The sequence below is a fragment of the Paenibacillus antibioticophila genome (assembly GCF_000455265.1).
In the GTDB taxonomy this organism is placed as follows: domain Bacteria; phylum Bacillota; class Bacilli; order Paenibacillales; family Paenibacillaceae; genus Fontibacillus; species Fontibacillus antibioticophila.
In genome coordinates, this window is sequence record NZ_HG005140.1 from 59,705 (window position 1) to 83,295 (window position 23,591).

20 protein-coding genes are annotated in these 23,591 nt (G+C 52.6%); 7 read left to right on the plus strand and 13 right to left on the minus strand.

Going from position 1 to position 23,591, the window contains the following annotated elements; genetic code table 11:
- The first annotated feature begins 112 nt into the window (after positions 1 to 112).
- From TX85_RS14160 to TX85_RS14180, 4 genes are all read left to right on the plus strand, one after another.
- The gene (locus TX85_RS14160) at positions 113 to 511 is read left to right on the plus strand and encodes a GntR family transcriptional regulator (protein ID WP_044480164.1); all 399 of its coding nucleotides are present in this window, start codon (positions 113 to 115) and stop codon (positions 509 to 511) included.
- Positions 511 to 1,617, plus strand: a complete 1,107-nt coding sequence (locus TX85_RS14165) for a DUF1648 domain-containing protein (protein WP_044480166.1) — start codon at positions 511 to 513, stop codon at positions 1,615 to 1,617. Before TX85_RS14160 ends, TX85_RS14165 begins: the two co-directional genes overlap by 1 nt.
- Positions 1,618 to 1,666: 49 nt before the next feature.
- Positions 1,667 to 3,283 carry an alpha/beta hydrolase family protein gene (locus TX85_RS14170; RefSeq protein ID WP_044480168.1) on the plus strand — a complete coding sequence of 539 codons (1,617 nt, stop codon included), beginning with the start codon at positions 1,667 to 1,669 and terminating at the stop codon, positions 3,281 to 3,283.
- A gap of 416 nt (positions 3,284 to 3,699) precedes the next feature.
- A complete protein-coding gene (locus TX85_RS14180) occupies positions 3,700 to 4,071 on the plus strand; it encodes a hypothetical protein (protein WP_148444369.1) in 372 nt (123 codons plus the stop codon).
- A 151-nt stretch (positions 4,072 to 4,222) separates the two neighbouring features.
- On the opposite strand, the gene TX85_RS14185 is transcribed toward TX85_RS14180, so the two are convergent.
- From TX85_RS14185 to TX85_RS14220, 8 genes are all read right to left on the minus strand, one after another.
- The gene (locus TX85_RS14185) at positions 4,223 to 5,458 is read right to left on the minus strand and encodes an amidohydrolase family protein (protein ID WP_044480171.1); all 1,236 of its coding nucleotides are present in this window, start codon (positions 5,456 to 5,458) and stop codon (positions 4,223 to 4,225) included.
- Entirely contained in the window at positions 5,455 to 6,519 is a 1,065-nt protein-coding gene (locus tag TX85_RS14190) for an aminotransferase class V-fold PLP-dependent enzyme (RefSeq protein WP_044480172.1), read from the minus strand. The genes TX85_RS14185 and TX85_RS14190 overlap by 4 nt, the downstream gene beginning before the upstream one ends.
- A complete protein-coding gene (locus TX85_RS14195) occupies positions 6,516 to 7,292 on the minus strand; it encodes an ABC transporter ATP-binding protein (RefSeq protein ID WP_044480173.1) in 777 nt (258 codons plus the stop codon). The genes TX85_RS14190 and TX85_RS14195 overlap by 4 nt, the downstream gene beginning before the upstream one ends.
- Positions 7,289 to 8,041 (minus strand): ABC transporter ATP-binding protein, encoded by a 753-nt coding sequence (locus TX85_RS14200; RefSeq protein ID WP_233500752.1) that lies wholly within the window; start codon positions 8,039 to 8,041, stop codon positions 7,289 to 7,291. Before TX85_RS14200 ends, TX85_RS14195 begins: the two co-directional genes overlap by 4 nt.
- A gap of 5 nt (positions 8,042 to 8,046) precedes the next feature.
- Positions 8,047 to 8,913 (minus strand): ABC transporter permease, encoded by an 867-nt coding sequence (locus TX85_RS14205; protein ID WP_071784207.1) that lies wholly within the window; start codon positions 8,911 to 8,913, stop codon positions 8,047 to 8,049.
- A complete protein-coding gene (locus TX85_RS14210) occupies positions 8,910 to 9,899 on the minus strand; it encodes an ABC transporter permease (RefSeq protein ID WP_222860712.1) in 990 nt (329 codons plus the stop codon). Before TX85_RS14210 ends, TX85_RS14205 begins: the two co-directional genes overlap by 4 nt.
- Positions 9,899 to 11,530, minus strand: coding sequence for an ABC transporter substrate-binding protein (locus TX85_RS14215; RefSeq protein ID WP_044480175.1), 1,632 nt, complete (start codon positions 11,528 to 11,530; stop codon positions 9,899 to 9,901). The genes TX85_RS14210 and TX85_RS14215 overlap by 1 nt, the downstream gene beginning before the upstream one ends.
- Positions 11,531 to 11,773: 243 nt before the next feature.
- Positions 11,774 to 12,520, minus strand: a complete 747-nt coding sequence (locus TX85_RS14220) for an IclR family transcriptional regulator (protein ID WP_044480176.1) — start codon at positions 12,518 to 12,520, stop codon at positions 11,774 to 11,776.
- A gap of 238 nt (positions 12,521 to 12,758) precedes the next feature.
- Here TX85_RS14220 and TX85_RS14225 point away from each other — a divergent pair, with 238 nt between their 5' ends.
- Both TX85_RS14225 and TX85_RS14230 read left to right on the plus strand, forming a co-directional pair.
- Positions 12,759 to 13,766 carry an alpha/beta hydrolase gene (locus TX85_RS14225; protein WP_044480177.1) on the plus strand — a complete coding sequence of 336 codons (1,008 nt, stop codon included), beginning with the start codon at positions 12,759 to 12,761 and terminating at the stop codon, positions 13,764 to 13,766.
- 99 nt (positions 13,767 to 13,865) lie between these two features.
- Positions 13,866 to 14,996, plus strand: a complete 1,131-nt coding sequence (locus TX85_RS14230) for a Fe-Mn family superoxide dismutase (protein ID WP_044480178.1) — start codon at positions 13,866 to 13,868, stop codon at positions 14,994 to 14,996.
- 34 nt (positions 14,997 to 15,030) lie between these two features.
- Here TX85_RS14230 and TX85_RS14235 read toward each other — a convergent pair whose 3' ends face one another.
- The 5 genes from TX85_RS14235 to TX85_RS14255 all read right to left on the minus strand — a co-directional run bounded on the left by TX85_RS14235 (position 15,031) and on the right by TX85_RS14255 (position 22,031).
- Entirely contained in the window at positions 15,031 to 16,626 is a 1,596-nt protein-coding gene (locus tag TX85_RS14235; RefSeq protein ID WP_044480179.1) for a response regulator, read from the minus strand.
- Positions 16,623 to 18,446, minus strand: coding sequence for a cache domain-containing sensor histidine kinase (locus TX85_RS14240; RefSeq protein ID WP_044480180.1), 1,824 nt, complete (start codon positions 18,444 to 18,446; stop codon positions 16,623 to 16,625). The genes TX85_RS14235 and TX85_RS14240 overlap by 4 nt, the downstream gene beginning before the upstream one ends.
- A gap of 145 nt (positions 18,447 to 18,591) precedes the next feature.
- Positions 18,592 to 20,139: an extracellular solute-binding protein gene (locus tag TX85_RS14245; RefSeq protein WP_044480181.1), complete on the minus strand. Its 1,548-nt coding sequence runs from the start codon at positions 20,137 to 20,139 to the stop codon at positions 18,592 to 18,594.
- Positions 20,140 to 20,170: 31 nt separating this feature from the next.
- On the minus strand, positions 20,171 to 21,052 hold the full coding sequence (locus TX85_RS14250) for a carbohydrate ABC transporter permease (RefSeq protein WP_044480182.1): 882 nt from the start codon (positions 21,050 to 21,052) through the stop codon (positions 20,171 to 20,173).
- Positions 21,053 to 21,068: 16 nt separating this feature from the next.
- Positions 21,069 to 22,031, minus strand: coding sequence for an ABC transporter permease (locus TX85_RS14255; protein WP_044480183.1), 963 nt, complete (start codon positions 22,029 to 22,031; stop codon positions 21,069 to 21,071).
- A gap of 274 nt (positions 22,032 to 22,305) precedes the next feature.
- On the opposite strand from TX85_RS14255, the gene TX85_RS14260 reads away from it, so the two are divergent.
- On the plus strand, positions 22,306 to 23,556 hold the full coding sequence (locus TX85_RS14260) for an FAD-dependent oxidoreductase (RefSeq protein WP_044480184.1): 1,251 nt from the start codon (positions 22,306 to 22,308) through the stop codon (positions 23,554 to 23,556).
- Positions 23,557 to 23,591 lie beyond the last annotated feature (35 nt).

Genomic DNA, 23,591 nt, shown 5'->3' on the forward strand with positions numbered 1-23,591 from the left:
CTGAAGGTTGTCCGGTTTCCCTGACCGCTCTTTTTTATAGGATCTCTTTACAACTACATAGAGTAACTGTTATATTATAAGTATAACAGTTATAACAAGGAGGTGGCGATCATTGATCATCCATTTAGATATGCAATCGGAGGTTCCCATTTACACGCAGCTTGAACACCAGATTGTCGAAGGTATTGCCGGAGGCAAGCTGAAGCCTGGAGAACTGCTGCCCTCTGTCCGCCAGCTCGCCTCAGATGTAGGAATTAACCTTCATACCGTCAATAAGGTTTATACGCGCTTAAAGCAAGAGGGCTATATTCTGGTCCACCGGCAGCGGGGAGTCGTCGTTAATCCGGAGGGGATGCCTTCTGCGACAAGCGAATTTCTGGAGAAGCAGGCCGCCGAGCTTAGACCCATTATTGCAGAAGCGATCCTCAGAGGAATGAGCCGGCAGGAGCTGACAGAGATCATGGAGCGGATCTATACAGAGATTGCCCTACCGACAAAGGAGGAATCATAATGTCAACTCTATCCATCGTTGTGTTAACGCTCATCTTTATCCCGCTTATCTCATCGTTTGCCTTTATGCCCTATTTGACCCGGGAGACCGTCAGCTTTGGCATTTCGATCAGTGAAGAGATTTACCGCAGCGAGCCTGTACGCCGTATGCGGAAAAATTATGCGCTGGTTAGCTTGCTCCTATACGGGTTGTTGTATCTCTCATGCGTCTTCGCCCTGTTCCGTTCCGGCCATCAGGACCGATTAGAGGAAAGCATCTGGCTGCCTGTATTTATCTTTCTGTTGATTGCCTTATCTTCGGGACTGTTCCTCCATTTTCATGTTAAAATGAAACAACTGAAGCGTACACTCCCCGCGACCGCGGAGGCAAAATCCATTTTGGCCATAGATACAAAATACCGTCAGAACAAGCTGGCTGTATCTTATCACTGGTTTTGGCTGCATGCAGCACTGATTGCCGGAAGTGTTGTGTATATGCTGGCGAATTATGACCGGATTCCGGGACAGATTGCCCTTAAGTATGATTTCCAGGGAAATATTGTCGAAAGCGCCGCCAAATCGTATGGTACTGTATTTTCCCTAAATGCTGCCCAGATTATGATGCTGCTGCTGTTCCTCTTCATCAACTGGAGTATTCAGCACAGCAAACAGCAGACTTATGCCGGGGACCCAGAGCGCTCCATTCGGCAAAGCTCGATTTTCCGTCATCGGTGGTCCGTCTTTAGCTTGTTATCTTCCTTTATGACGATTGGCTTGTTCTCCTTCCTGCAATTGAATATGATTGAGCCGATGCATACAAATGTGATGATGTCCGTAAGCCTTGCTATTCCGCTCTTTGTCGTCTTGTTCGCTATCATTTTATCTTTCCTGACGGGTCAAGGCGGCAGCAGGATCAGACGTCCGGCCAAGGGCTCAAGCGTACAGCCGGTAGATGATGATCATTTGTGGAAGCTGGGGGTGTTTTATTACAACCCTTCCGACCCTTCTGTTTTCGTTGAAAAAAGGAGCGGGATCGGCTGGACGATCAACCATGCGCATCCGGCGGCCTGGACCATTGTAGGTGTCATCTTGATCATTGTGATTGTATCGATTTTGATTTCCATCTAATTATTCATGGGATGGAATAATCATTATCATTTCTTGAGGAGGATTTACGATGTTAAAGAAAAACTTGAAAGCTGTAACCGCCCTATCCCTGGCCATATCCATCTCTCTTCCGGCAACAACAGCCTTTGCAGGGGACTCCGATCCATCTGTCCTGGTTCCACTGCGAAACACAGCCCAATCCCTAGGTGCCAAGGTCCATTGGAGCCAAGCCGAGCAGAGCGTCACTGTCACCAAGAATAATCAGACACTGATCGTTCGCCTTGGTCATAAACATACCGTGTTGCTTAACGGAAAAGAAATCGCTATTCGCACACCGGTACAAGTGAAGGATGGAAATGTTGTCATCGACCGCGAAATTCTGGATCAGGCGCTGGCCAGCTCTGCCGTTGAGTCAGACCCTGCCGATGTCTTTATTGAGGCGCTGCAAGCAGGGAATGGTTCTGCCGCCGCGGCATTGACTGCAGAATCCATTGCGCCTGTTCTTCAACCGGCATTGCTGAATGAACTCTGGTCCAATTATGAGCAGCTCTTCGGCAAGGTCAAAGGACAAGCGACGAAGACCGAAACCGAAAACAGCGTGCATAGAAGCGTATCTTATACTTTTCTTACGGAAGCAGCTGGCTTCCAGATCATCCTGAGACTGAATGAGGGCGGAAAAGTTGATGATTACTATATCAATACATCGCTTCCGCAGGATTATCAGAAGCCTGCCTATGACCAGTCTGGAGCTTATACGGAGCAAGAGATTACGGTTGGGAGCGGAGCATTGGCATTGCCGGGGACTCTAACCCTGCCCGCCGGCGAGAATGCCGGAACAGCACCATTCCCTGCTGTCGTGCTTGTCCACGGCTCGGGTCCGCATGATCGCGATTCAACGATCGGCGGCGCCAAAGTATTCCGTGATCTGGCCGTCGGGCTTGCAGCCCAAGGTATTGCCGTTCTCCGTTATGACAAAGTAACCTACGAGCATTCCTTGAAGGTATCGCTGGATCCAACCTTCACGTTGAAGCGCGAAACCGTCGATGACGCGCTGGCTGCTGTCGAGCTGTTGAAAGGAATGGATAACATCGATTCATCGCGAATCTACGTGGCTGGTCATAGTCAAGGCGGCTACGCGGTACCGCTGATGATACAAGCGGATGCGGGCAAGAACATCGCCGGGGCAATCATTCTCGCCGGACCTGCCGGCAAATTTGCCGATATTCTGGCTCTCCAGCAAAAAGAGCTTGTAGCCCGCGTGAAGCAGCTCGGTATGGACTCCACCCTATACGAGCAGCAAGCAGCCCAGTACATTGCCATCGCTGATATCGTGAATGACCCGCAGTATACTACAGAGAATATGCCTGCCAATTTCCCGATGCAGCCCGCTTTTTGGTGGTTTGAGCAAAAGAACTATGCAGCTTCGGAGCTTGCTGCCAAGCAATCAGGGCCGCTGCTGGTCCTTCAGGGCGAGAATGACTGGCAGGTTCCTGCCGGACAATTGGACCTCTGGAAGCAGGCGCTCAAGAACCGTTCCGATGTGGAATACAAGCTGTACCCAAAGGTCAATCACCTGCTGTCCGAATATGAGGGGCTCTCGATCGGCTCAGAATATGCAGTTCCGTCAAATGTTGACGAGTCAATTATTGAAGACATAGTCAGCTGGATCAACCGTGTGAAGCCGTAAGCAAAAAGGCCAGCCAGAGATTCTGGTTGGCCTTTTAATACGAAGGGGGTTTCCAAAAGCCATCTATGATGACCGCTTGTGGCTCCCTCCTCATCGGAATTACGCCGTTCGATTGGAGTTAATTGGATAAAGGCATTAAAAATTGCTGATGCGGGGAGCTCATGCGACGATTTTAATGCACAAAGGCACTATAATTGCTGGTGGGGGGCTCATGCGACGATTTTAATGCACAAAGGCACTATAATTGCTGACATGGGAGCTCATGCGACGATTTTAATGCAAAAAGGCACTATAATTGCTGGCGGGGGGGCTCATGCGACGATTTTAATGCGCAAAGGCATTACTAATTGCTGACATGGGAGCTCATGCGACGATTTTAATGCACAAAGGCACTATAATTGCTGACATGGGAGCTCATGCGACGAATTTTAATGCACAAAGGCACTATAATTGCTGACATGGGAGCTCATGCGACGATTTTAATGCAAAAAGGCATTATAATTGCTGACATGGGAGCTCATGCGACGATTTTAATGCACAAAGGCATTATAATTGCTGACATGGGAGCTCATGCGACGATTTTAATGCACAAAGGCACTATAATTGCTGACATGGGAGCTCATGCGACGATTTTAATGCACAAAGGCACTATAATTGCTGACATGGGAGCTCATGCGACGATTTTAATGCACAAAGGCATTATAATTCGCTGCTGGAGCCGGGCCGAGAGTATTTTTGTGCAAAAAGGCATTATAATTGCTGGCGCGGGCGCTCGTGCGGCGAAATAATGCTGCAAGAGCAAACAAACAAAAAGTTGGGCTGAAAAGGGCCAGTGCCTTTTCTCGCCCAACTTTTTGTTTCGGGGACTTATCGGACAGCTCCTTTTCACATAATACACACAGCTTTATACATACACGCGGATTCTGTTTAGGAGCCTGTTTACACCAAAGACCCCTCACGAGCTGTAAGCACCATGGCAATGCTGTCCTGGATCTGCCACGAGGATTCTGCCTGAAATGGATCCTGCCGGAACACAACGGCATCTGCCAGCAGGCCTTCCACAACGGCTCCCAGCTGCCGCTCCGTATCCAGAATGCGAGCTGCGTTAGAGGTTGCGGACTGCCATGCCTCCTTCCAGGAAAGCCCGTATTCGCGCAAGGTATCGAGCTCCATCAGGTTGCTGCCGTGCAAAGCAGGCGTGGCATAATCCGTGCCGAAGCCGATCAGCACGCCTTCCCGCTTGGCATATTCCACTGCCCGGGGATGTGCTTCAGCCGCACGGGCCGCACGATCACTAATCAGCGGAGGAAGAGCCAACACGCCCTTAGGATCGGCGGCGATTCGATAAATCGATGCGGTTGGCACATAAGCCACACCGGAAGCCGCCATTCTTCCTGCCTGATCGGCCGTCAGAAACATCCCATGCTCAACAGAGGCTACTCCTGCCTGAATCGACCAGTCGATCGTTACGCCGCCCCAGCTGTGTACGAGCACCTTTTTTCCATGGTCATGGGCGTATTTTACGATAAAGGCAAATTCCTGCTCAGAAAAGTTCGGTTCAAGTACCTTCTCCGTTGGAGCGCCTAAACCGCCGGTAGCCATAATTTTGATCCAGTCAGCTCCTGATGCAAATACTTCGTTCATCCGCACCTGCAAGTGCTCTATACCGCGGGCATCCGCCGCTCCGAACATCCCGTTGCTGGTAATGACTCTAAGCGGAAGCCCGTAATGCCGCAAAATATAATCTGCCGTAGGCTGTGCCAGACCGCCGGCATCTCTTGCCGTTGTAATGCCCGCTCGCAGCGTAGCCTCGAACGCTTTGGCCTGCATCGCCTCAATCTCTTGCGGGTCCCGCTTTAATTGATCGGCATGGTCGAAATCCGTCCAAGCCAAATGCGTATGCAGATCAATCAGCCCGGGGCTAATCCACAGCTCTCCATCCTGTTCCTCACGCTCTTCGCCAGTCTCTGCTTCATCCCCTTCGGATGCTCCATTCCGGTTGACAGCCTCATTCCGCTGGCCTGCTTCATTCCCGTTAACTGCCCCATCCCGCTCGCCTGACTCCTTCACGGACTGAAATTTCCCATGGCGGATTGAAATATTAAACCGCTTGTTCGGAATGCCCACGATATGGATTCCTTGAAAGTCCTTTTTCTCCGGTGCCTGCAAAATCATGCCCGTCCCTCCCATATCTCGGCGGCTGCGGTCAATGCAGCTTCCGGAGAATGCTTGAGCAGTTCGGCCAAGGTAATCAGTGCTGAACTGACACCTTCTTCACTCGCATTCAGTCCAAAATGGTTCACTCGCAGCAGTTGACCGAACAGCTCTCCATCCCCCGGTGCGACAATTCCGATCGGTTGATCTATATGCAAACGCGGTTCATCCGCAATGCGTATCGTCGAGGTCAGCGTGGAATAGAATTGGCTGTCTTGCTGCCACGGTGTAAGCCCCAGTTGAGCCGCTCCGGCATGAAGCGATGCTGCTGCCAGCTCATGACGGCGGATCACCTGCTCCAGACCCTCATCTTCGATGCGGGACAGCGCAGTAATTAGCGCCCTCCCCTCCAGAGAAGGCAGATTGGGCGGAACACGACGGGGAGCTGATCGGTCTGTGCTCGGCTTCAAGTCTAACAGCGACAAGATTGAATTACGGGGCGCATGAGGATTGGTCTCGATAAACTGCCAGCCGCGCGGCGAAATGCCGACTGCGCTGATCCCGTTCGGACCCGCCAACGCTTTTTGTGCACCGATAGCTACCAGATCCACGCCCCATTCATCCGTAAGCAGCTGTTCTCCACCGACGGCGGAGACAGAATCCATAATCGTCACCAACTGATATTCCTTGGCAACTTCGAGGATTTCCTTCGCCGGGTTCGAGCCTCCCGTGACAACCTCGGCCTGCACGAAAGAGATCGCACATGGGCTGTGCCGTTTAATAGCCTCGTGAACCTCGCGGACCGTCACCACCTTGTCGAAGGATACCTTGACCTCCACGACCGTCGCTCCCCCGCGCTCCAGCCAGCTTCCGAACAGGCTTCCATAGGGTCCGGTCACGATATTCAGAATCTTACGCCCGGGAGCTGCAATGCCTGCTGCCATGGCTTCAATGCCTAGAATTGCCTCACCCGGGATGACTACCGGGGCATGTGCGGTTGAGAGTACGCTCGCGAACAGTTGTGTAATCCGGTCGAACTCGTCAAGCGACAACGGAATGTGGCTTGCGTTCAGTTGACTCATGGTGTATCCCTCCTGCTATATGTTCCTGCCGGCATCTTGGGAACAGCGGACAGCAATTGATAGCCATACGCTGTATCCGGACGGGCAAAGAAGCGCTCCTTCGAGTTGATCTCCACCAGCTGTCCATGACGCATAACGGCCACAGTATCACTGATGGCATGGATAACCCCCATATCATGGGAGATAAACAGCATCGTCAAATTCAATTCCTGCTTTAATGAAGCAAATAATTCAAGCACACTCAGCTGTACGGAGACATCGAGTGCGCTTGTCGGTTCATCCGCAATCAGCAGCTCAGGCTCCACACTAAGTGCCCGGGCAATGGCAATCCGCTGCCGCTGGCCGCCGGAGAATTCGTGCGGATAACGGTCCAATGCCGATCCGTCGATCTGAACACGAGCCAGCAATTCCAGACAGCGCTGCTCCAGCCCGCTGCGGCGAACGATGCCGTGAAATAGCAGCGCTTCGCTCAATAGCTGCCGAATCGACAATCTGGGGTTGAGCGAGGCATCGGGATTTTGAAAGATCATCTGGATTTTTTTGCGTTGAGCACGGCTCCTCTTCTTCGTGAGCGGCTCCTCCCCGAGCGAGATAATGCCTTCATCCGGGACGATCAGCCCCGCGACAACGCGGGCTAAAGTTGACTTGCCGGAGCCGGATTCACCGACGAGCCCAAGGGTGGTATGCTCTTCAATATTTAATTGAATCCGATCAAGAGCCGTAACCCCGTCATAACGTACGGTCAGATCCTGAATGTGCAATCCCTGGCTCATCTCTGTTCTCCTCCCTCCAGTACCGGCACCGGAAGCACCGAATTAATCAGCATTTGCGTGTAAGCATCCTGAGGGGCTTGAAGGAGACTTAGCGTATCACCCTGCTCCACAATCTGTCCCTGTCTCATCACACAGAGGCGCGAGCACATCGCTGAGGCAACCGCCAGATTGTGTGTGACAAAGACCATCGCGAAACCAAGCTCCTGCTGTAAAGCGGAGATCGTCTCAATGATCTGCTCCTGAACGGTCACATCCAGCGCCGTGGTCGGCTCGTCGCAGAGCAGGATGCCCGGCTTGCAGGCCAGGGCAAGCGCAATAACGACCCGCTGGCACTGTCCGCCGGACAGCTGGCTTGGATAGCGGTCCTTCTGCCGCAGCGAAAGCGGCAAGCCCAGCACCTCCAGCAGCTCCAGCGCAGCCTGGCGCGAGGCTCTGCGGCTTAGCCCTTGGCGGTAGGAGATTACCTCAGCAAGCTGCTTAACCACTGGACATAACGGATCTAATGATCCCCGAGGATCCTGAAATACCATTGCACTGCTGACAGAGCTCTTGATTTGCCCGCCCGTCTGTTCAATCCCTTGCGGCAGCAAGCCGAGAATAGCCCGTAGGGTCAGCGATTTGCCCGAACCGGATTCGCCGACCAGTCCAAGCGTCTCTCCCTTTCCTATCGAGAAGCTGACATTGTGCACCAGCTTAGGGTTAGCTCTGGATGACAGAGTCAATGCCTCTACTTCCAAAATCGGATTCATTGACATTATCTCCTCCTCCATAAATCAGCCAGCCCATCCCCTACCAAGGACAAGGCAATCCCCGTATATACCACTGCTAATCCCGGCATGGCAGACAGCCACCAGGCTGTTGTAATGAATGACTGCCCATCGGAAATCATCGTCCCCCAGTCAGGGGTAGGCGGTGCAATGCCGATCCCCAAGTAACCAAGGGTAACGATCGCAACCAGCAGGCCCACCATATCGGTCATCAGCACCACCACCGCCTGGGGAAGCACGTTAGGCAGAATGTGGCGGAACATAATTCTAATGCCGGAAAGACCAAGGGTCTGCGCTGAGGCGACCCACTCCTGCTGACGAAGCGATACAGTAACTCCGCGAGTTACCCGGGCGAACACAATCCAGCCTACGAGCATGAAGGTGATGAAGATGCCCCGCTGTCCAGCCCCGCTGGCAAATGCAACAATAATGACGATCAAATAAAAAGGAAATGCGACAAAGGTATCCGTGACCAGTGAAATGATGTTATCTATCCATTTGCCGTAATAACCCGCCAGCATCCCCAAAAAGACCCCTGTACAGAATGGAATGATCTCGGCCAGGACCATGATGGTCAGATCGGTTCGTGCCGCATAAATGAGTCTTGTAAACAAATCCCGCCCCAGCTGATCCGTTCCTAGCCAATGCTCTGCTGAAGGCGGCTGAAGAAATGCACGCAGGTCCTGCGCAGAAGGGTCGTAGGGGCTGATTACCGGAATTAGAATCGCCAGCAGAACCAGGATGGCAAGCATAATGATGCCTCCCAGCAGTGTCGGATTCTTCAGAATCCGGCGCAGGGTGCCTTGGCTTTTCCGACTCGGGCCGGTTAGGTTGTGTGCGCTTATTGTTTTCATGACTTCCCCTTCGTTCTGGGATCCAGCCACCAGGATACGATCTCAACCAGAAGGCTGATGATCACAACGGCAACCGCACAGTAGAGGGCGATGCCTTGAATGACCGGGAAGTCCCGATTGGAAATGGAGGAAAAGAGCAAGCTGCCGATTCCTTTAATGCCGAAGACCTGCTCTACCACCAGTGTCCCGCCAATCAAATAGGACAGGTTGACCCCAAACAGCATGAGCGTCGGCAGGGCCGCATTTCGCAGCACATGCTTGAACAGAATGACCCTGCTTGGGATTTGAGCTGCTTTCAAAGTGACGATAAAATCAGATTCCAGCACGTCCAGCATCTGCGCACGCAGAGAACGGACAAGTGTAGGCATCTGAGAGAACGCGACCGTAATCGAGGGAAGAATCAGACTGTAGGCCATGCCCCAGCCTTCACCCGCCCCTCCCACCGGGAACCAGCGCAGTCGTACTCCAAACAGGAGGATCAAGAGCAATCCGACCCAAAATACAGGCATTCCCATCGTAACCGTGGGAAAGATTCGGATCAGATGATCCGGCCACTTATTTTTATTGGTGGAAGCCAGGGTAGCCAACAGCAAGGCAATAACAATCGCAAGAACAGAGGACATCGCAATTAAAAGCAGCGTGACCGGTGCGCGCTCCGCGATCAGAACCCGGGTCGAATTCCCGGATACAATCGAGTTGCCTGTATCTCCTTGCGTAAATAAATTACTTAGAAACCGAAGGAATTGTTCTCCTAACGAAAGATCAAGCCCGAGAGCATGATGCATGCTCTCGAGCGCTTCTGGCGTGGCATATTCACCTAGAATCATCTTCGCAGGGTCTCCCGGCACAATCCGAATCAGGAAAAATACAGCAATCATGACGCAGACGATGACAATGAAGGATCTTGCAGCCGTGATGAACAACCATCTGTAGGATGATCCCCGTTTTTTGGGGCCAGACGCATTAAGGACTTGACCTTCGTTCATCATTGCCCGATCCGGACTTCTTCAAAGCGGAGACTTCCGTTCGGCAATACGATCAGGCCGTCTACAGAAGAACGGACACCCTTCAGAATCTCAGGATAATACAGCGGAATGTACGGTACTTCATCGGCCAAAATTTGAAGCAGCTGGGCATAGGTGGCTGCACGTTCCTCTCCATCCTGCGTCTTCTGGCCTTCACGGAGCAATTTGGTTACTTCATCGTTGGTATAGTGAGTCCAGTACGACTTGCTGAAGCCGTCCGGATCTGTCTGGAATGCAATGATCGAGTTCGCTTCCGGCGAATCCGCTTGGCCGCTGTTAATCATCATCGAGAAGTCATAAGCGAAGAAGCGCTCACGGAACGCCGCCAACTCGATGGATTCGATCTCAATGTTAATGCCGATCTCTTTCCCTGCCGCCTGAATAATCTGTGCAGCTTGAGCTCTCGAGCTGTTCCCTGAGGCAATCAGCAGCTTGGTCGAGAAGCCGTTCGGGTAAGCCGATTGAGCCAGCTCCTGCTTAGCCGCCTCTACATTGAACTCCAGAGCCTTGACGGTGTCATTGGAGTTATATGGAATGGCCGTTGGCAGCAAGGAGGTCGCTGTCTGGGCATAACCGAAGGTCAGTGCATTGGTCAATCCCTCGCGATCAATCGCCTGGGCCAAAGCGCGACGTACATGGACATCAGCAAAGTGTTCATCAAGGGTATTAAAGAAGATCTGCTCTGTCACCCAGCTGCCATTCTCCGCAACGGCTGTGTCGGCCCCTTCCTTGATTTCATTGGCATTTTGCAAAGCCAGCGATTCAATCGCGTCCACTTCTCCAGCCTTGAGCTGGTTAATTGCTTGGCTATCATCCTCGATCAGCTTATATACGAGCTTGTCGATATAAGGCTTGCCTTCTTGCCAGTAATATGGATTCTTTGTAAAGGTAACGTCTCCGGTCGGATCCCAGCTTTCAACTACAAAAGGACCGGTTCCAACAGGCTGCTTAAAGAACTCTTCCTCACTCACGCCTCCAAAATCCTTAGGAATGATTCCGTTGGAGAAATTGGATAGCTCGGACAGGAACGGAGTGTACGCTTCCTGCAGGGTAATGACCAGGGTCTTCGCATCCTGCGCTTTGACTGAATCAACCTTGGCCGCAATCGCAAGCGGTCCTCCTACCTCTAAATGTCTTTCCAGCGAGAATACTGCATCCTCTGCAGTTACATCGGTACCATTCGAGAACTTCACGCCGTCCCGAAGCACAAAGGTATACGTAAGGCCATCCTCGCTAACGCTATGCGACTCTGCCAGCCAATCGACAATCTCCCCATCACTATTGAAGGACAACAGCGATTCGAATACTTTGTCGATCGCAAACGCGTTATTGGCCGTAATCTGATTATGAAGATCAAAAGAGTTCACTGCAGCCGGACGCCCATAAACAAAGGTTCCCCCCGTTGCTGCCTGGTCCGGATTCGCTCCGGTATTTCCTTCTGTTTGTCCGGCTTGATTCGTATTCTGACCGGCATTCTCATTCGATCCAGAGGATGATTGGCCGCCGGAGCAACCTGCAACCAGGACCAATATGAGCAGGGTGCAAATACCTGTCACCCACAATTTTCTTGAAAATGCATACTTCTTCGACATCTTCCGACCTCCTGTCCGATAAATCCTATTGAATTAGTTTGAATAGTATTATGCACCGGGATTTGATATCTGTCAAACCTTAAATTTCAAGCGCTGCAAGGGATTTGAGGACTTTCTTCCAGCTATGGAAATGTATCCGTTTTTTTAAGATAGACAAGGTACAATAAAAAGCGCCAATTTGCTCATTGGAGAAAAATGACGCTATCGTTCTTCCTCTATAAAATTGTCATCTGATGTCTTCTATTATAGAATCATCATCATTCCCATATCCTTTGCCGCTTCCATCACCACAGGAGCAATCTCCTCCAACGTCTGCTGGGACATACGGCTGACAGGTCCGGATACAGACAAGGCTGCCGCCAGTTCTCCCCTTCGGTTCAGAATCGGCACGGATACGGCCGCTGCCCCGGGTTCCCGCTCTTCATAACTGGTGGCGTATCCGATCTCCCGAATCCGCTCCAGTTGAGCTATATATTCGGCACGATCTACGTTTGAGGGCCACTCCGGGCTATTCAGAACAGATTGAAGCACTTCATCGTGAGCATAGGCGACCAGCACCTTGCTCGAAGCGCCTACAAATAACGGTAATCTTGCTCCGACCGGAGCTACGCGCCGGATGGCCTGGTTGCTCTGCACAGCCTGAATACGCAGCCGATCCGTTCCATCCAGCAAATACAGGCTAACCGTCTCGCCCAGTCTATCTCTTAGCTGCTCCATCCGCGGCTGCAGCAGGATCGCCGGCTCATCACCTTCCGACAGATGGACGGACAGCTCCCATATTTTCAGACCGAGCCTGTATTTCTCTGTCGCTGAATCACGGATAACAAATCCCTTCTCCTCCAGGGTCGTAAGCAAGCGATGCACCGTGCTTTTGTGAAGACTGATCTCTCCGGCGATTTCCGTCAAGCTCAGATCTCTTTGCTTAGTAAAGCATAATAATATATCAAGCGCCCTCTCGACAGCGCGAACTGTTAATTTTCGCTCCTCCATCAGGGTTCATCCCTCTCTCTGTCGGTTTCACTATGTGAAACCTGGTTACATAAATTATAATCATGTCATCTGGAAAACGTCAATCTGCATCTATCCAATTATCTCCGCCGGATTGACAGAACCCATGCCTCGTCATACGATTAAATCAGAAAATGCGAGTATTTTCGACATAAAATTCGTGTCTTTCATAAAGAAATGCTTCATATTCTTATTACGATCTTAGAGAAGGGGGAGGAACATGGGACCGAATTATCCTGTTGAACTGCTTCCATCTTCCGCTTCTACTGCCCCTGAAGCTTCTGCACCGCCTTCTTCCCGCTTCAGCTTCAAAAATATATTCATCGCACTGTTGTTGTCGCTTGTCTGCTTTCTTAGCTTCTGCTTTATTGCCTTGCATGGCTTCATCGCATGGGTGCTGTCGAATCCGACCGTCGCCCCGCTGTACTCCAATCCCAAGCTGGCCAAGAATCTCGAATATGAAGATATTCTCTTCCCGGCCGCCGACGGCAGCCGGATGATGCAAGGCTGGTATATTCCCGCTGAGGATTCAGACAAGACAATCGTGTTCAGTCATGGCTATGGCGCTAATCGGGAGGAAACATGGATTCCGATGTATGATCTGGCCCATTTTGCACACAACCTGGATTTTAATGTCGTGATGTTCGACTATGGCTTTGCTGCCCAGAACAGCAAGGAAGTAGCCACAGGAGGCAAAAAAGAGGCCCAGCAGTTGCTCGGCGCGATCCAATTCGCTAAACAGCGGGGAGGCCAGGAGATTATCGTATGGGGATTCTCTATGGGCGCCGGCACGGCTCTCCAGGCAGCGCTGAAGACCGACGAGATCGACGGAATGATTCTCGACAGTACCTTCCTGCTTGAACCGGATACTATGTACCATAATATCCGGCAGTATATTGGCCTGCCCCGCCATCCCTCCTTGGAGATCATCGGCATGCTGCTCCCCATTTTGAATGGCACCAGCCTGCGGCAGATCCCTTATCAGGAGGTTAAGACGACCGATTATCCGTTTCCGATCCAGTTCATCCATGGAACCCGCGATGAGAAGGCGCCCTACCCTATCGCAGAAAAGCTGGCTGCCAACCAGACCCATCCGGCCTCCGATGTATGGATTGTAGAGGGCTCTTATCATGAACTTATTTATCGGGAGTATCCCAAGCAATATCTCCGTCTGGTCTCCACCTTCCTAAGCAAGATCGGACAATCAACTGCATCGGCAGCGAAATAGAAGCCGGAGGCTTTGGCCTGAAAATGTTTGGCATAGTCCAAGCCCCCTTAGAAATAAACTGGTCGTAGTGATCATTTATTCTCAAGGAGGTTTCATCTCATGCTAACCGTTTACGGGCCTTTTTTGCCTGTCCGGATTCTGGAGGAAATTCGTTTCTGGAAAGAGCAGGAGGCTGAGCATACCGAGGTTATACAGGCGATTATTCCAGGACTCGAGGAAGGCTTTGTCAAGCTGCTGAACGAGTGGAAGGACGTATTCACTTCAACGCACGAAGCTGCCAACCAACTGCTTCAATACGGCATCACGTCTAAAGAAGCGGCCTGCGACCCTGAATTAGTCCGGGAAACCGAGAGGCTGCTGGACGCTTCCTTCCGGCAATCGGCCGAGTTCATCCGGCAGCTTTATTACATTCTCGATCAGAGCAAGGCCGCGAAATCCGTCCCCTTAGCCAAGACGGTTCTGCTCCACATTATTCGGGAATCAGAATATTTCCTCGGCGTGTTGGAGACGCTCAATCAACCGGGCCGAATTGCTGAAAGCCTGGCTAACGAGTCTCCCCTCTTCCGCGCAGACAAAGGTTCCACTCCGCGTGAGCAAGACCGTCCCGTTCCGATCGGCGGGCATACGCTTCCCCCTCTCCCCTATGCCTATAATGCGCTTGAACCGTATATTGATGAGGAGACGATGCGCATCCATCATGACAAGCATCATCAGACCTATGTCGACGATCTGAACAAGGCCGAGATCAAGCTACAAGAAGCGCGCAAATCCGGCAACTTCGATCTGGTAAAGCATTGGGAACGGGAGCTGGCCTTCAATGGGGCCGGACACTATTTGCATACGATTTTCTGGGACATTATGAATCCGCAAGGCGGCGGCAAGCCGGAAGGCGCGCTGCTGGAGCAGATCAAACGGGATTTCGGCAGCTACGATGCGTTCCATAAGCAATTTTCAAGTGCTGCGGAGAAGGTCGAGGGAGGCGGCTGGGCCGTGCTCGTCTGGAGTCCGCGAAGCCATCGGCTCGAAATTCTGACGGCCGAGAAGCATCAGAACCTGTCCCAATGGGATATCGTTCCTCTCCTTCCTCTGGATGTCTGGGAGCACGCCTACTATTTGAAGCATCAGAACAAACGTAAGGACTACATCCAGGATTGGTGGAATGTCGTATACTGGCCAGCGGTTGCAGAACGCTTCGAACAAGCAAGAACATTAAAATGGCAGCCGTTTTGACGGCTGCCATTTTCTCGCTGGCGGTCTTTCAATACTACTTTTTCAGCTCGCTCGGAGCCACGCCCCAATATTTGCGGAACACCTTGGCAAAATAGCTGATATCCCGATAACCTACTGCGTGGGCGGCATCGTAAACCTTCGCCTCCCCCAGCAGCAATTCCTTGGCCCGCTCCATTCGCCTTGCCTGAACATAGGCGGAAAAGGAGTCGCCCGTCTCCTTCTTGAAGAGCCGGCTCAAATAGGATGAATTAACATAAAGCAATTCAGCCAGGGAGTGCAGGCTTAAATCCTCGTTCAGCCGGCCTTCCACGATTTCCAGCAGCCGCTTGACGATGCGGTGGCTGGAATTCTTCCGCTCATTCTCCAGGTAGGCAGCGATGTGCGTCGTCACGCGCTTCGCCCATTCCATTATTTGCCGCTTCGATACCAGATTTTGAATCGACAGGAAATAGGCGTAATCCTCGGCAAGCACCTTTTTCATGGACCAGCCCTGGGACAAAATGATCCGGGTGAAGGCGCCGCTCAAATAAAGCAGGTGCTCATACACGAGCCCCGAGGAATCGGCTGCCGCGAAGGCTTCCTCTACATAACCGACAATGAGCTTCTGTGCCATCTCCTCTTCCCCTGTGCAAATGGATACCTCCAATTGCTTCTCGAATGCCGAGTCCGTCAGAACGGGACGCTCGGTGCCCCGCACCTCCAAATAGGGAATCGCAATTTCGTGTCCGTATACGGCCCGCTCCATAAGCGCAATGCCGGCCTGCTGGTAGGATTGGGGGATATCTCCTAACCCGCCTACCATGCCCATGCCGGCGCTTGCCGTCAGCTTCAGGCATTCCTTGACCGCGCTCAACAGCCGGGTAACCCGCGTGTTGATCCGGGAGGTCAAAGCGCCCTCCGTTTCCTCAGGCTGACCTGGAAACAGCAGCACGGTCGCCCCATTATCGTCGCTGAATACCCGGCATTCCCCGGCCGGCATAAACTCCTTGGCGATGCTTAGCAGCGAAAACCGCAGGAGCGGCATATCCGCAGCAGAGAAGCGCTTCTCCGCTTCGGTCAGCGGATCGATGTCGCACACCGCCACGGCATAAGCCGCATCCTTGCGCAATTCCAGATTAAGCTCCGCGGAGTGCTTGCTCAGCTCCCATTCCGCATAACGACTCGAGATCAGTTGGCGTAAGAAATCCTCCTGCAGCTGAGGAAGCCTGCTGCTCCACATTCGCTTCAGCTCCGTAAGACTATGCTTCTCGGAGAGCTCCCTCCGGATCTCCTCAGCCAGCTCCAGCACATTATGCAGAATCTCTTCTTCGCCTGCAGGCTTGAGCAAGTAATTCATGACGCCAAGCCCAATCGCCCGCTGGGCATATTGGAAATCATCGTGTCCGCTTAAAATAATGATTTTCGTCTGCGGAGCACGCTCCAACAACATGTCTGCCAGCGTCAACCCGTCGATCTCCGGCATTTCGATATCAAGCAGCACAATATCGGGCATTCGCCGTTCCGCGATGTCCAGAGCTTCTTTTCCATTGCCTGCAAGGCCCACCACTTCGATCCCGTGCTGTTCCCAAGGAATATTGTTGGCCAGGCTGTTTAATATGCGTATCTCGTCTTCGGCAATCAGCAGGTTCAACTCTCTTCTTCCTCTCCCTGGTTAATGCAGCGGTCCAACGGAAGCTCGATGCGGGATACGGTTCCCTTGCCTTCCTCGCTCTCGATCGTAAATTCCGCCGTATCGCCATAGTACAGCTTGATTCTTGATTTCACGTTAAGCAGTGCGAAGAACTCCCCGCCGGGAACCTCACCGTCCCTTCCTCCCATGCGGGATAAGGAAATCCGAATACGATGCAACTGCTCCTCCGGGATGCCCTTCCCATTATCGGCGACCGTCAAAAGCAGCCGCTCCTCCCGGAGCTCTGCCGAGATGTGCAATTTCCCGCCGCTCTCCCGTTTTTCCAGCCCGTGCAGAATGGCATTCTCCACCAGCGGCTGCAAAAGCAGCTTTAACACGTGCAATCCTTCCGTGTCCGCTGCGGCGTGAAAGCTGGCCGTAAACTGATCGACAAATCGCAACTGTTGAACGCGGATATAGTATTTAAGATGCGCAAAGTTTTCTTCGACCGTAAAGGTGTCCCTTCCCTTGCTCAGACTAAGCCGGAAAAACCGGGACAGGTTCAACACCATCTCGCTGATTTCATCGGCATCATAATTTTTGGCCGACCAGTAGATGGAGTCCAGCGTATTATATAGAAAATGGGGGTTGATCTGGGACTGCAGAAATTTCAGCTCGGTCTTCGTCAGGCGCAGTTGCTGCTCGTAGATATCCCGGATCAAATGCCGCTGCTGTTCGACGGTCTGGTTAAAGGCATCGGTCAGATAGCCCAGCTCATCCTGCCGGTTATTTTTCAGCTGAGCGTCGAAATTCCCCCTTCTGAGCTGCTTCATTCCCGAGACGAGCGACGAAATCGGCGCCGCGATATTGCTGTAAACTAACCACGAGATCCAGAACGCAAGCACACAGCTGATCCCGATAATCCAGTATGAGAACAGCTCCAGCGGCCTCGACTTTTTATAAATCTCCCCTTCCGGCTGCATCAGAACAAGCGACCAGCCGCTACGGGGCGATTCGGCACGCAGAACCATGTTTTTCCCGTCCGGGCCATTGCGTCCGGATTGGATCGCCTGCCAATCCTCGCTGTTGAGCGCCTTCACCTCCGCAGCGGGCGCATTTGTCACAATCAGGCGGTCCCGCTCATCGAATAGATAAACCTTGGAAGCCTCGCTCGGCGCCAGACTTCTAAGATAGCTGAGCATCTGCCTTTTCGGAATGGACAGCATCAATACATTGCTCCCCCTATCCCGGCTGTACAGATCCATCAGTTGCATCAGCACGATCTGCTCCTGATCATATACCGGATCGGCCCACCCCATCAGCGCCTCCTCGTGTTTTTCGGGCAAATACAGCACATAGCTTCCGTTGGATCGCATCACATCCTTGAACCATGGTTCCGAAGCGGCCTCCGGTCGGTACAGCGCCCCGATCCGGCTGGATATCAATCTTTTCGAGCCTCCGTGATAAATGGTTACGCCGGATACGCTGGTATTAATATTCGTCGTATTGGTGATCTGCAGCATCACCTGGGTAAAATCAAGCAACGCCTCCTCGGACAATTGATCTCCCGAATGCTTCAGGCGGGAGGTCAGGCTCGAATCGGTCGCCAGAAGCGTGGTCAAATTCTTGATTCCATCCATGGTGAGATCCACGTATTCGAGCGCTGAGCCCATCGCGCTCATCGTCCGCTCCCCCAGCTCCTGCTCCAGAATGTTATGGGAACGGTCGTTGGCATACAGGCTGAAGAAAATCAGCGGCAGCAAAATCAATATGAAATAACTGGTGAGCTTGGCCTGAATCGACTGGGTGAACATTTCCTTAAGCCTTCGTAACCTCTTCATTCCCATCCCCCTGCAAGTCTTAGGGCTTTCATCCAAGAAGACGGCTCCACGGACGACCGCTTTTCCCTAGCGTAGCGGAAAACGGCGCTCCTGTGAACCTTGGAGCGCCGCGGTCTATCATTTCCCGCGCTGGGCGGTCTTCCCGCTATTTATTTTCTGCATACCACGCGTTCACCTCGGCCGTGATTTCATCGCCGCCTCTTTTCTTCCACTCGCTGACGAATTCGTCAAAGGCGTCAATCGGAAGCTGGCCCACCACGATTTTTGTGAAGTATTCGTTTTCCATTTTCTTCAAATCGGCAGTGTATTTCCCCATCGCCGGCGTCGGCACGCCCAAAAAGGCGTCTCTGATCGCTACCTCGCCGATCCGGTCGATGTTATCGTTCAGGTTGAATTCCAGTCCCAGCGAGTCGCGGCGATCACGTTCTTCCGGCGCATTGTATGGACGAACCGACTCCCCGAGGGTCTGGCGGTAAATATGCTCGTTGTGCTTTTCAAAGTTGGTCACCATTTTGCCGTCCTCCATGGTCCACACTTCGTTCTCGAAGCCCAGCAGCAGCGTGCGGTAACCTTCGCCATTGATAAAATTAAGCATGCGCACCACGGCATCCGGATTTTTGCTGGTTACCGGAACAACGTTGTAGCCGGCGATGTAACCGTACCCCATCGTTCCCTGCTTGCCCTCCGGACCGGCCGGAAATTCAAGCGGAATCCACTCCGCCTCTGGATCGTTGGTGGTGCTGGTCAGAATCGGGCCGCGGGTATCATACCAGAAGGCGGAGAACAGGCCGGCCTTGCCGCTCGCGATCTTCTCGGAGAAATTGGCCTCCTTGTTGAGCATCCATTCCGGGTCGAGCAGCTTGTCTTTCTGCAGCCCCGCCAGGAAAGCCAGCGCTTCTTTCATTTCAGGCAGAATACTGGAATTGACGAGCTGTCCGTCCCGTTCCGTCCACATCCCCCTTTGGACGCCGAAGGCGCCGATAACCGGAGCAATTCTGGCCACATTCTCAGCCATAATGTAACCGTACGTATCATTCTTTCCGTTGCCGTCAGGATCGTCCTGGGCGAACGCCCGTATGACCTCGCGATATTCCTCCAGCGTTTTTGGCGGCTGCATGCCCAGACGGTCCAGCCAGTCCTTGCGCACATACATCAATTCATTGCCCGGCTCGGCGTTCATCGACGGAATGGCATAGATTTTTCCGTCGATCGTTACCGTCTTCCACGCTTCTTCAGGTATATTCTTTTTCAGGTCCGGACCGTACTTGTCGATCCACTCATCCAGCGGCTGCAGCGCCCCTTGCTTGACATAGTTTTCAAACCAGCTGGCATCGTACGTATAAATCAGGTCCGGCAAATTGCCCGAGGCCATAATTACATTCAGCGCATCCTGGTAGCCGTCGGCCGGAGGATATTGCATGGCGATGTCCAGATTCGTATTTTCCTTGATGTAATCAAGGTACGGGTTGTTGTTCTCATCCATTCCGTCAGGAAATTTGCGCCCGCCGCCGTTGTAGACGACCTTGATCGATTTCTTCTCCAGCTTATCCCCCTCCGAGGATGCGGACGGCACGCCGTCTCCACCTGACGAAGCATTGCCGGAGTTCCCGCCGCCGGAGGAGCAAGCGGTTGTAGCAAGGAGCACCGCTATCAGCAAGAAGGCCATCACCGGTTTCCATCTTTTCATATTCATCTTCTATTTATCCCCTTTCGTTAGCTCTCGCTTAACCTTTGATTGAACCCAGCATAAGACCCTTCACGAAAAACTTTTGCAGGAACGGGTATACAACCAGAATCGGCACCGTGCTTGATATCAGCGCAGCCGCCTTCAGCGACTCCATGGCCAGCAGCGTACTGTCCATATTCGCCGAATAACCGGAATTATTATCGATGCCCGATTGATTGAACATGATCAGTTCCCGCAAATAGACCTGAAGCGGGAACAAATCGCGGTTGGTCACGTACAGCACGGTATCGAAAAATGCATTCCAATGGCCAACGGCGTGAAACAGTGTGATTGTAGCGATGGCCGGCATGGACAGCGGAATGATGATGCGGAACAGGATGCCCAGGTTGGAGCCGCCATCGATTTTGGCGGATTCCTCCAGCTCAACCGGAACGCTCTGAAAAAAGTTCTTAATGATGATCAGGTTAAACGCGCTGATCGCCCCCGGAATGATATAAGCCCAGAACGTATCCAACAAGCCGGTAGCCTTCACGACAAGAAACGTCGGTATCATGCCGCCCCCGAACATCATGCTGAACACGACGAGGAACATCATCACGCTTCTGCCTTTCAGATAGGTTTTGGATAACGGGTAGGCCATCAGGCTCGTCATCGTCACATTGAACAAGGTCCCCACAATCGTTCGCAGCGTGCTGATCTGAAAGGCATCGATGAAGTCCTCCTGGCTAAGCACTCTCGAATAGGCCTCGAAGGAGAAATCGACCGGCCACAAGCCGACCTGCCCGGAAGTTATAGCACGGTGGCTGCTGAAGGATTGCGCCAGCACATGCACGAACGGTGCCAATGCCAGCAAGCCGAGCAGCCCCAGTAAAATATAGTTGATCGCAGACGCGACTTGTTCTCCTCTGGTTAATTTCATGGGTTTGCCTCCTTGTCTACCATATGCCTTCCTGCCCCAGCTTCTTGGCCCCTTTGTTGACCAAGGTGACGAGAATCAGGCCGATGACTGCCTTGAACAGTCCCACCGCGGTCGTAAAGCTGAACTTCGCTTGCTGAATGCCGACCCGGTAAACATAGGTTTCGATGACATCGCCCACTTCATAGACCAGGGAGTTATACAGCACAAAAATTTGTTCAAACCCGACGTCAAGCACATGTCCCAGCCGCAGGAGGAACAAGGTGACGATGACGCTCATCAGGGAAGGCAGCGTAATATGGATGATCTGCTTCCATTTGTTCGCGCCGTCCATGATTGCAGCCTCGTAGAGCTGGGGATCGATCCCGGCGAGCGCCGCCAGATAGACGATGGCCCCCCATCCGACTTCCTTCCAGATGTCGCTGGCGACGATCACGGTCCGGAACCATTCGGTGCTCGTCAGGAAGAAGATCGGTTCTATGCCCAGCATCTCGAGCAATTTGTTCACTATGCCTGAGGAAGGGGACAGGACATTGACCAGAATCCCGCCCAGAATGATCCACGATAGGAAATGAGGCAAATAAACCAGCGTCTGTATCGAGCGTTTATACAGCATGTTTCTTACTTCGTTCAGCATGATCGCCAGGATAATCGGGCCCGGAAATCCCCAAAGCAGCTTATAAATGCTGATGAGAAGCGTATTGCGGAAGATCTTATAAAAATCCTCGTTCAAGAACATCGCCTTGAAGTGGGCCAGACCCACCCATTCGCTCCCCCAAATTCCCTTAAATACGTTGTAATCCTGAAAAGCAATGACCGCTCCCCACATCGGCACGTATTTGTAAATCACGAAATACAGAATTCCCGGAAGCATGATTAAATACAAATCCCAGTGCGATCGAATAAACTGAAATCGCTTTCTTTTTGGCTTAACGGTAAATTCATGGTTAGTTCCGTTCTCTGCAATTTGGATTGCAGACATATTTCCATCCCCCTTCGCTAGTGTAATCCTGTGTGTGCTCCCGGACAATTCAATTGTAAGAGATGGTCCTGGAAGGCGTTAGTGGATAACGATGACCTTTACCGGTAAATTCATGACTTCCCTGGCGAGGCCTCACCAGGCCGATTAGGGGACATTGATGACATTCTACGGTACTTCCATGACTTCCGCGCTGCCGCAGCTATGTTTCAGGCGGTCTTTCTTTTAGAATAAAGGCGAAATTAATGAAATTTTATGGATAAGGAGATTCATACCAATGCCAAAACATGAGGTTTTCTTGGAGCGAAGCATCCCTGTCTACGATCAAGCCGAGGTGGTAGTGATCGGCGGAGGGCCGGCGGGAACGGCGGCAGCCATCAGCGCCGCGCGCAGCGGTAAAAAGACGATTGTACTGGAGCACTCCGCCCAACTGGGGGGAATGGGAACGCTGGCCAACGTCAGCATCTTTATGGGAGTGGGCAACGTAACCGGAATCTACCGGGAGATCATCTCGGAATTCCTTCCCGCCGCGCTGCCCGAATCTCACCATCAGTCGATCTGGCCGGAATATTCCCCCTTTGAAATGCGCCATTACTTGAATAACAAGCTCGAGAAGGAAGGCGTGCGGGTGTACTTTCATACCAGCTTCGCCGCCGCCGTTATGGACGGTTCGCGGCTGACAGCCGTCGTCGCCAATACTCGCGAAGGGCTGCGTGCCTTTGCGGGCAGTGTCTTTATCGACTGCACAGGAGATGCGCGGGTAGCCGGAGATGCGGGCGTTCCCCTTCATACCGGCCGTAAAGAGGATGGTCTTACCCAACCGATGACCCTAATGTTCATGATGCAGGATACGGGCAAGCCGGTTGAACCGCATTTGCCGGAAGGATGCTACTTTTATGAGAAGATCGAGGATTTGCCGCAAGGCCGCCATTTGTATTGGGGCGGACGGGGCGACGGGTCGCTGCTTGTCAATATGACTCGGGTCAAGGGGAACGGGGCAAGCATCGAGGATATCAATTACGCGGAGAAAGAAGGACTGAGGCAGGTCTTTTCGGTCGCGAACTATTTGCAGCGCACCAATCACCCGACCTATGTGCTCTCTCATATCGCTCCTCAGATCGGCGTCCGGGAGACGAACCAGATCGAGGGCCGTTATACGCTGACCGAGGACGATCTGGTCAACAGCCGGCGGTTCGAGGATGTGGTAGCCCAGACGAATTATGAAATCGACATTCATAATCCCACCGGGGGAACCAACACAGATGAGCGAAAGCTCGACGGCTACGATATTCCGTATCGCTGTATGCTGCCGAAGCATGTCGAGGGGCTGATCGTGGCCGGACGCTGCATTTCCGCCACACACGTCGCCATGTCCTCCATGCGGGTGCAGGCCACCTGCTATGCGCTGGGCCAGGCTGCCGGCACCGCCGCCGCGATCGCCATCGACACGGGAAGTCCGCTGCCGGGTATTTCAATCCCGCTGCTGCATGAGCGTCTTGCCGCGCAGGGGGTCGTATTCAAATCCTGAAGCACGGAGAGCATCCGCGTTTCGGATACTCCACG

Coding starts and splice junctions, on each gene's coding strand:
- TX85_RS14165 (WP_044480166.1), top strand. CDS start 511: ATGTCAACTCTATCCATCGTTGTGTTAACGCTCATCTTTATCCCGCTT.
- TX85_RS14215 (WP_044480175.1), bottom strand. CDS start 11,530: ATGTCGAAGAAGTATGCATTTTCAAGAAAATTGTGGGTGACAGGTATT.
- TX85_RS14195 (WP_044480173.1), bottom strand. CDS start 7,292: ATGAGCCAGGGATTGCACATTCAGGATCTGACCGTACGTTATGACGGG.
- TX85_RS14200 (WP_233500752.1), bottom strand. CDS start 8,041: ATGAATCCGATTTTGGAAGTAGAGGCATTGACTCTGTCATCCAGAGCT.
- TX85_RS14230 (WP_044480178.1), top strand. CDS start 13,866: ATGCTAACCGTTTACGGGCCTTTTTTGCCTGTCCGGATTCTGGAGGAA.
- TX85_RS14205 (WP_071784207.1), bottom strand. CDS start 8,913: ATGAAAACAATAAGCGCACACAACCTAACCGGCCCGAGTCGGAAAAGC.
- TX85_RS14240 (WP_044480180.1), bottom strand. CDS start 18,446: ATGAAGAGGTTACGAAGGCTTAAGGAAATGTTCACCCAGTCGATTCAG.
- TX85_RS14255 (WP_044480183.1), bottom strand. CDS start 22,031: ATGTCTGCAATCCAAATTGCAGAGAACGGAACTAACCATGAATTTACC.
- TX85_RS14170 (WP_044480168.1), top strand. CDS start 1,667: ATGTTAAAGAAAAACTTGAAAGCTGTAACCGCCCTATCCCTGGCCATA.
- TX85_RS14210 (WP_222860712.1), bottom strand. CDS start 9,899: ATGAACGAAGGTCAAGTCCTTAATGCGTCTGGCCCCAAAAAACGGGGA.
- TX85_RS14185 (WP_044480171.1), bottom strand. CDS start 5,458: ATGATTTTGCAGGCACCGGAGAAAAAGGACTTTCAAGGAATCCATATC.
- TX85_RS14180 (WP_148444369.1), top strand. CDS start 3,700: ATGCGACGAATTTTAATGCACAAAGGCACTATAATTGCTGACATGGGA.
- TX85_RS14225 (WP_044480177.1), top strand. CDS start 12,759: ATGGGACCGAATTATCCTGTTGAACTGCTTCCATCTTCCGCTTCTACT.
- TX85_RS14250 (WP_044480182.1), bottom strand. CDS start 21,052: ATGAAATTAACCAGAGGAGAACAAGTCGCGTCTGCGATCAACTATATT.
- TX85_RS14260 (WP_044480184.1), top strand. CDS start 22,306: ATGCCAAAACATGAGGTTTTCTTGGAGCGAAGCATCCCTGTCTACGAT.
- TX85_RS14190 (WP_044480172.1), bottom strand. CDS start 6,519: ATGAGTCAACTGAACGCAAGCCACATTCCGTTGTCGCTTGACGAGTTC.
- TX85_RS14220 (WP_044480176.1), bottom strand. CDS start 12,520: ATGGAGGAGCGAAAATTAACAGTTCGCGCTGTCGAGAGGGCGCTTGAT.
- TX85_RS14245 (WP_044480181.1), bottom strand. CDS start 20,139: ATGAATATGAAAAGATGGAAACCGGTGATGGCCTTCTTGCTGATAGCG.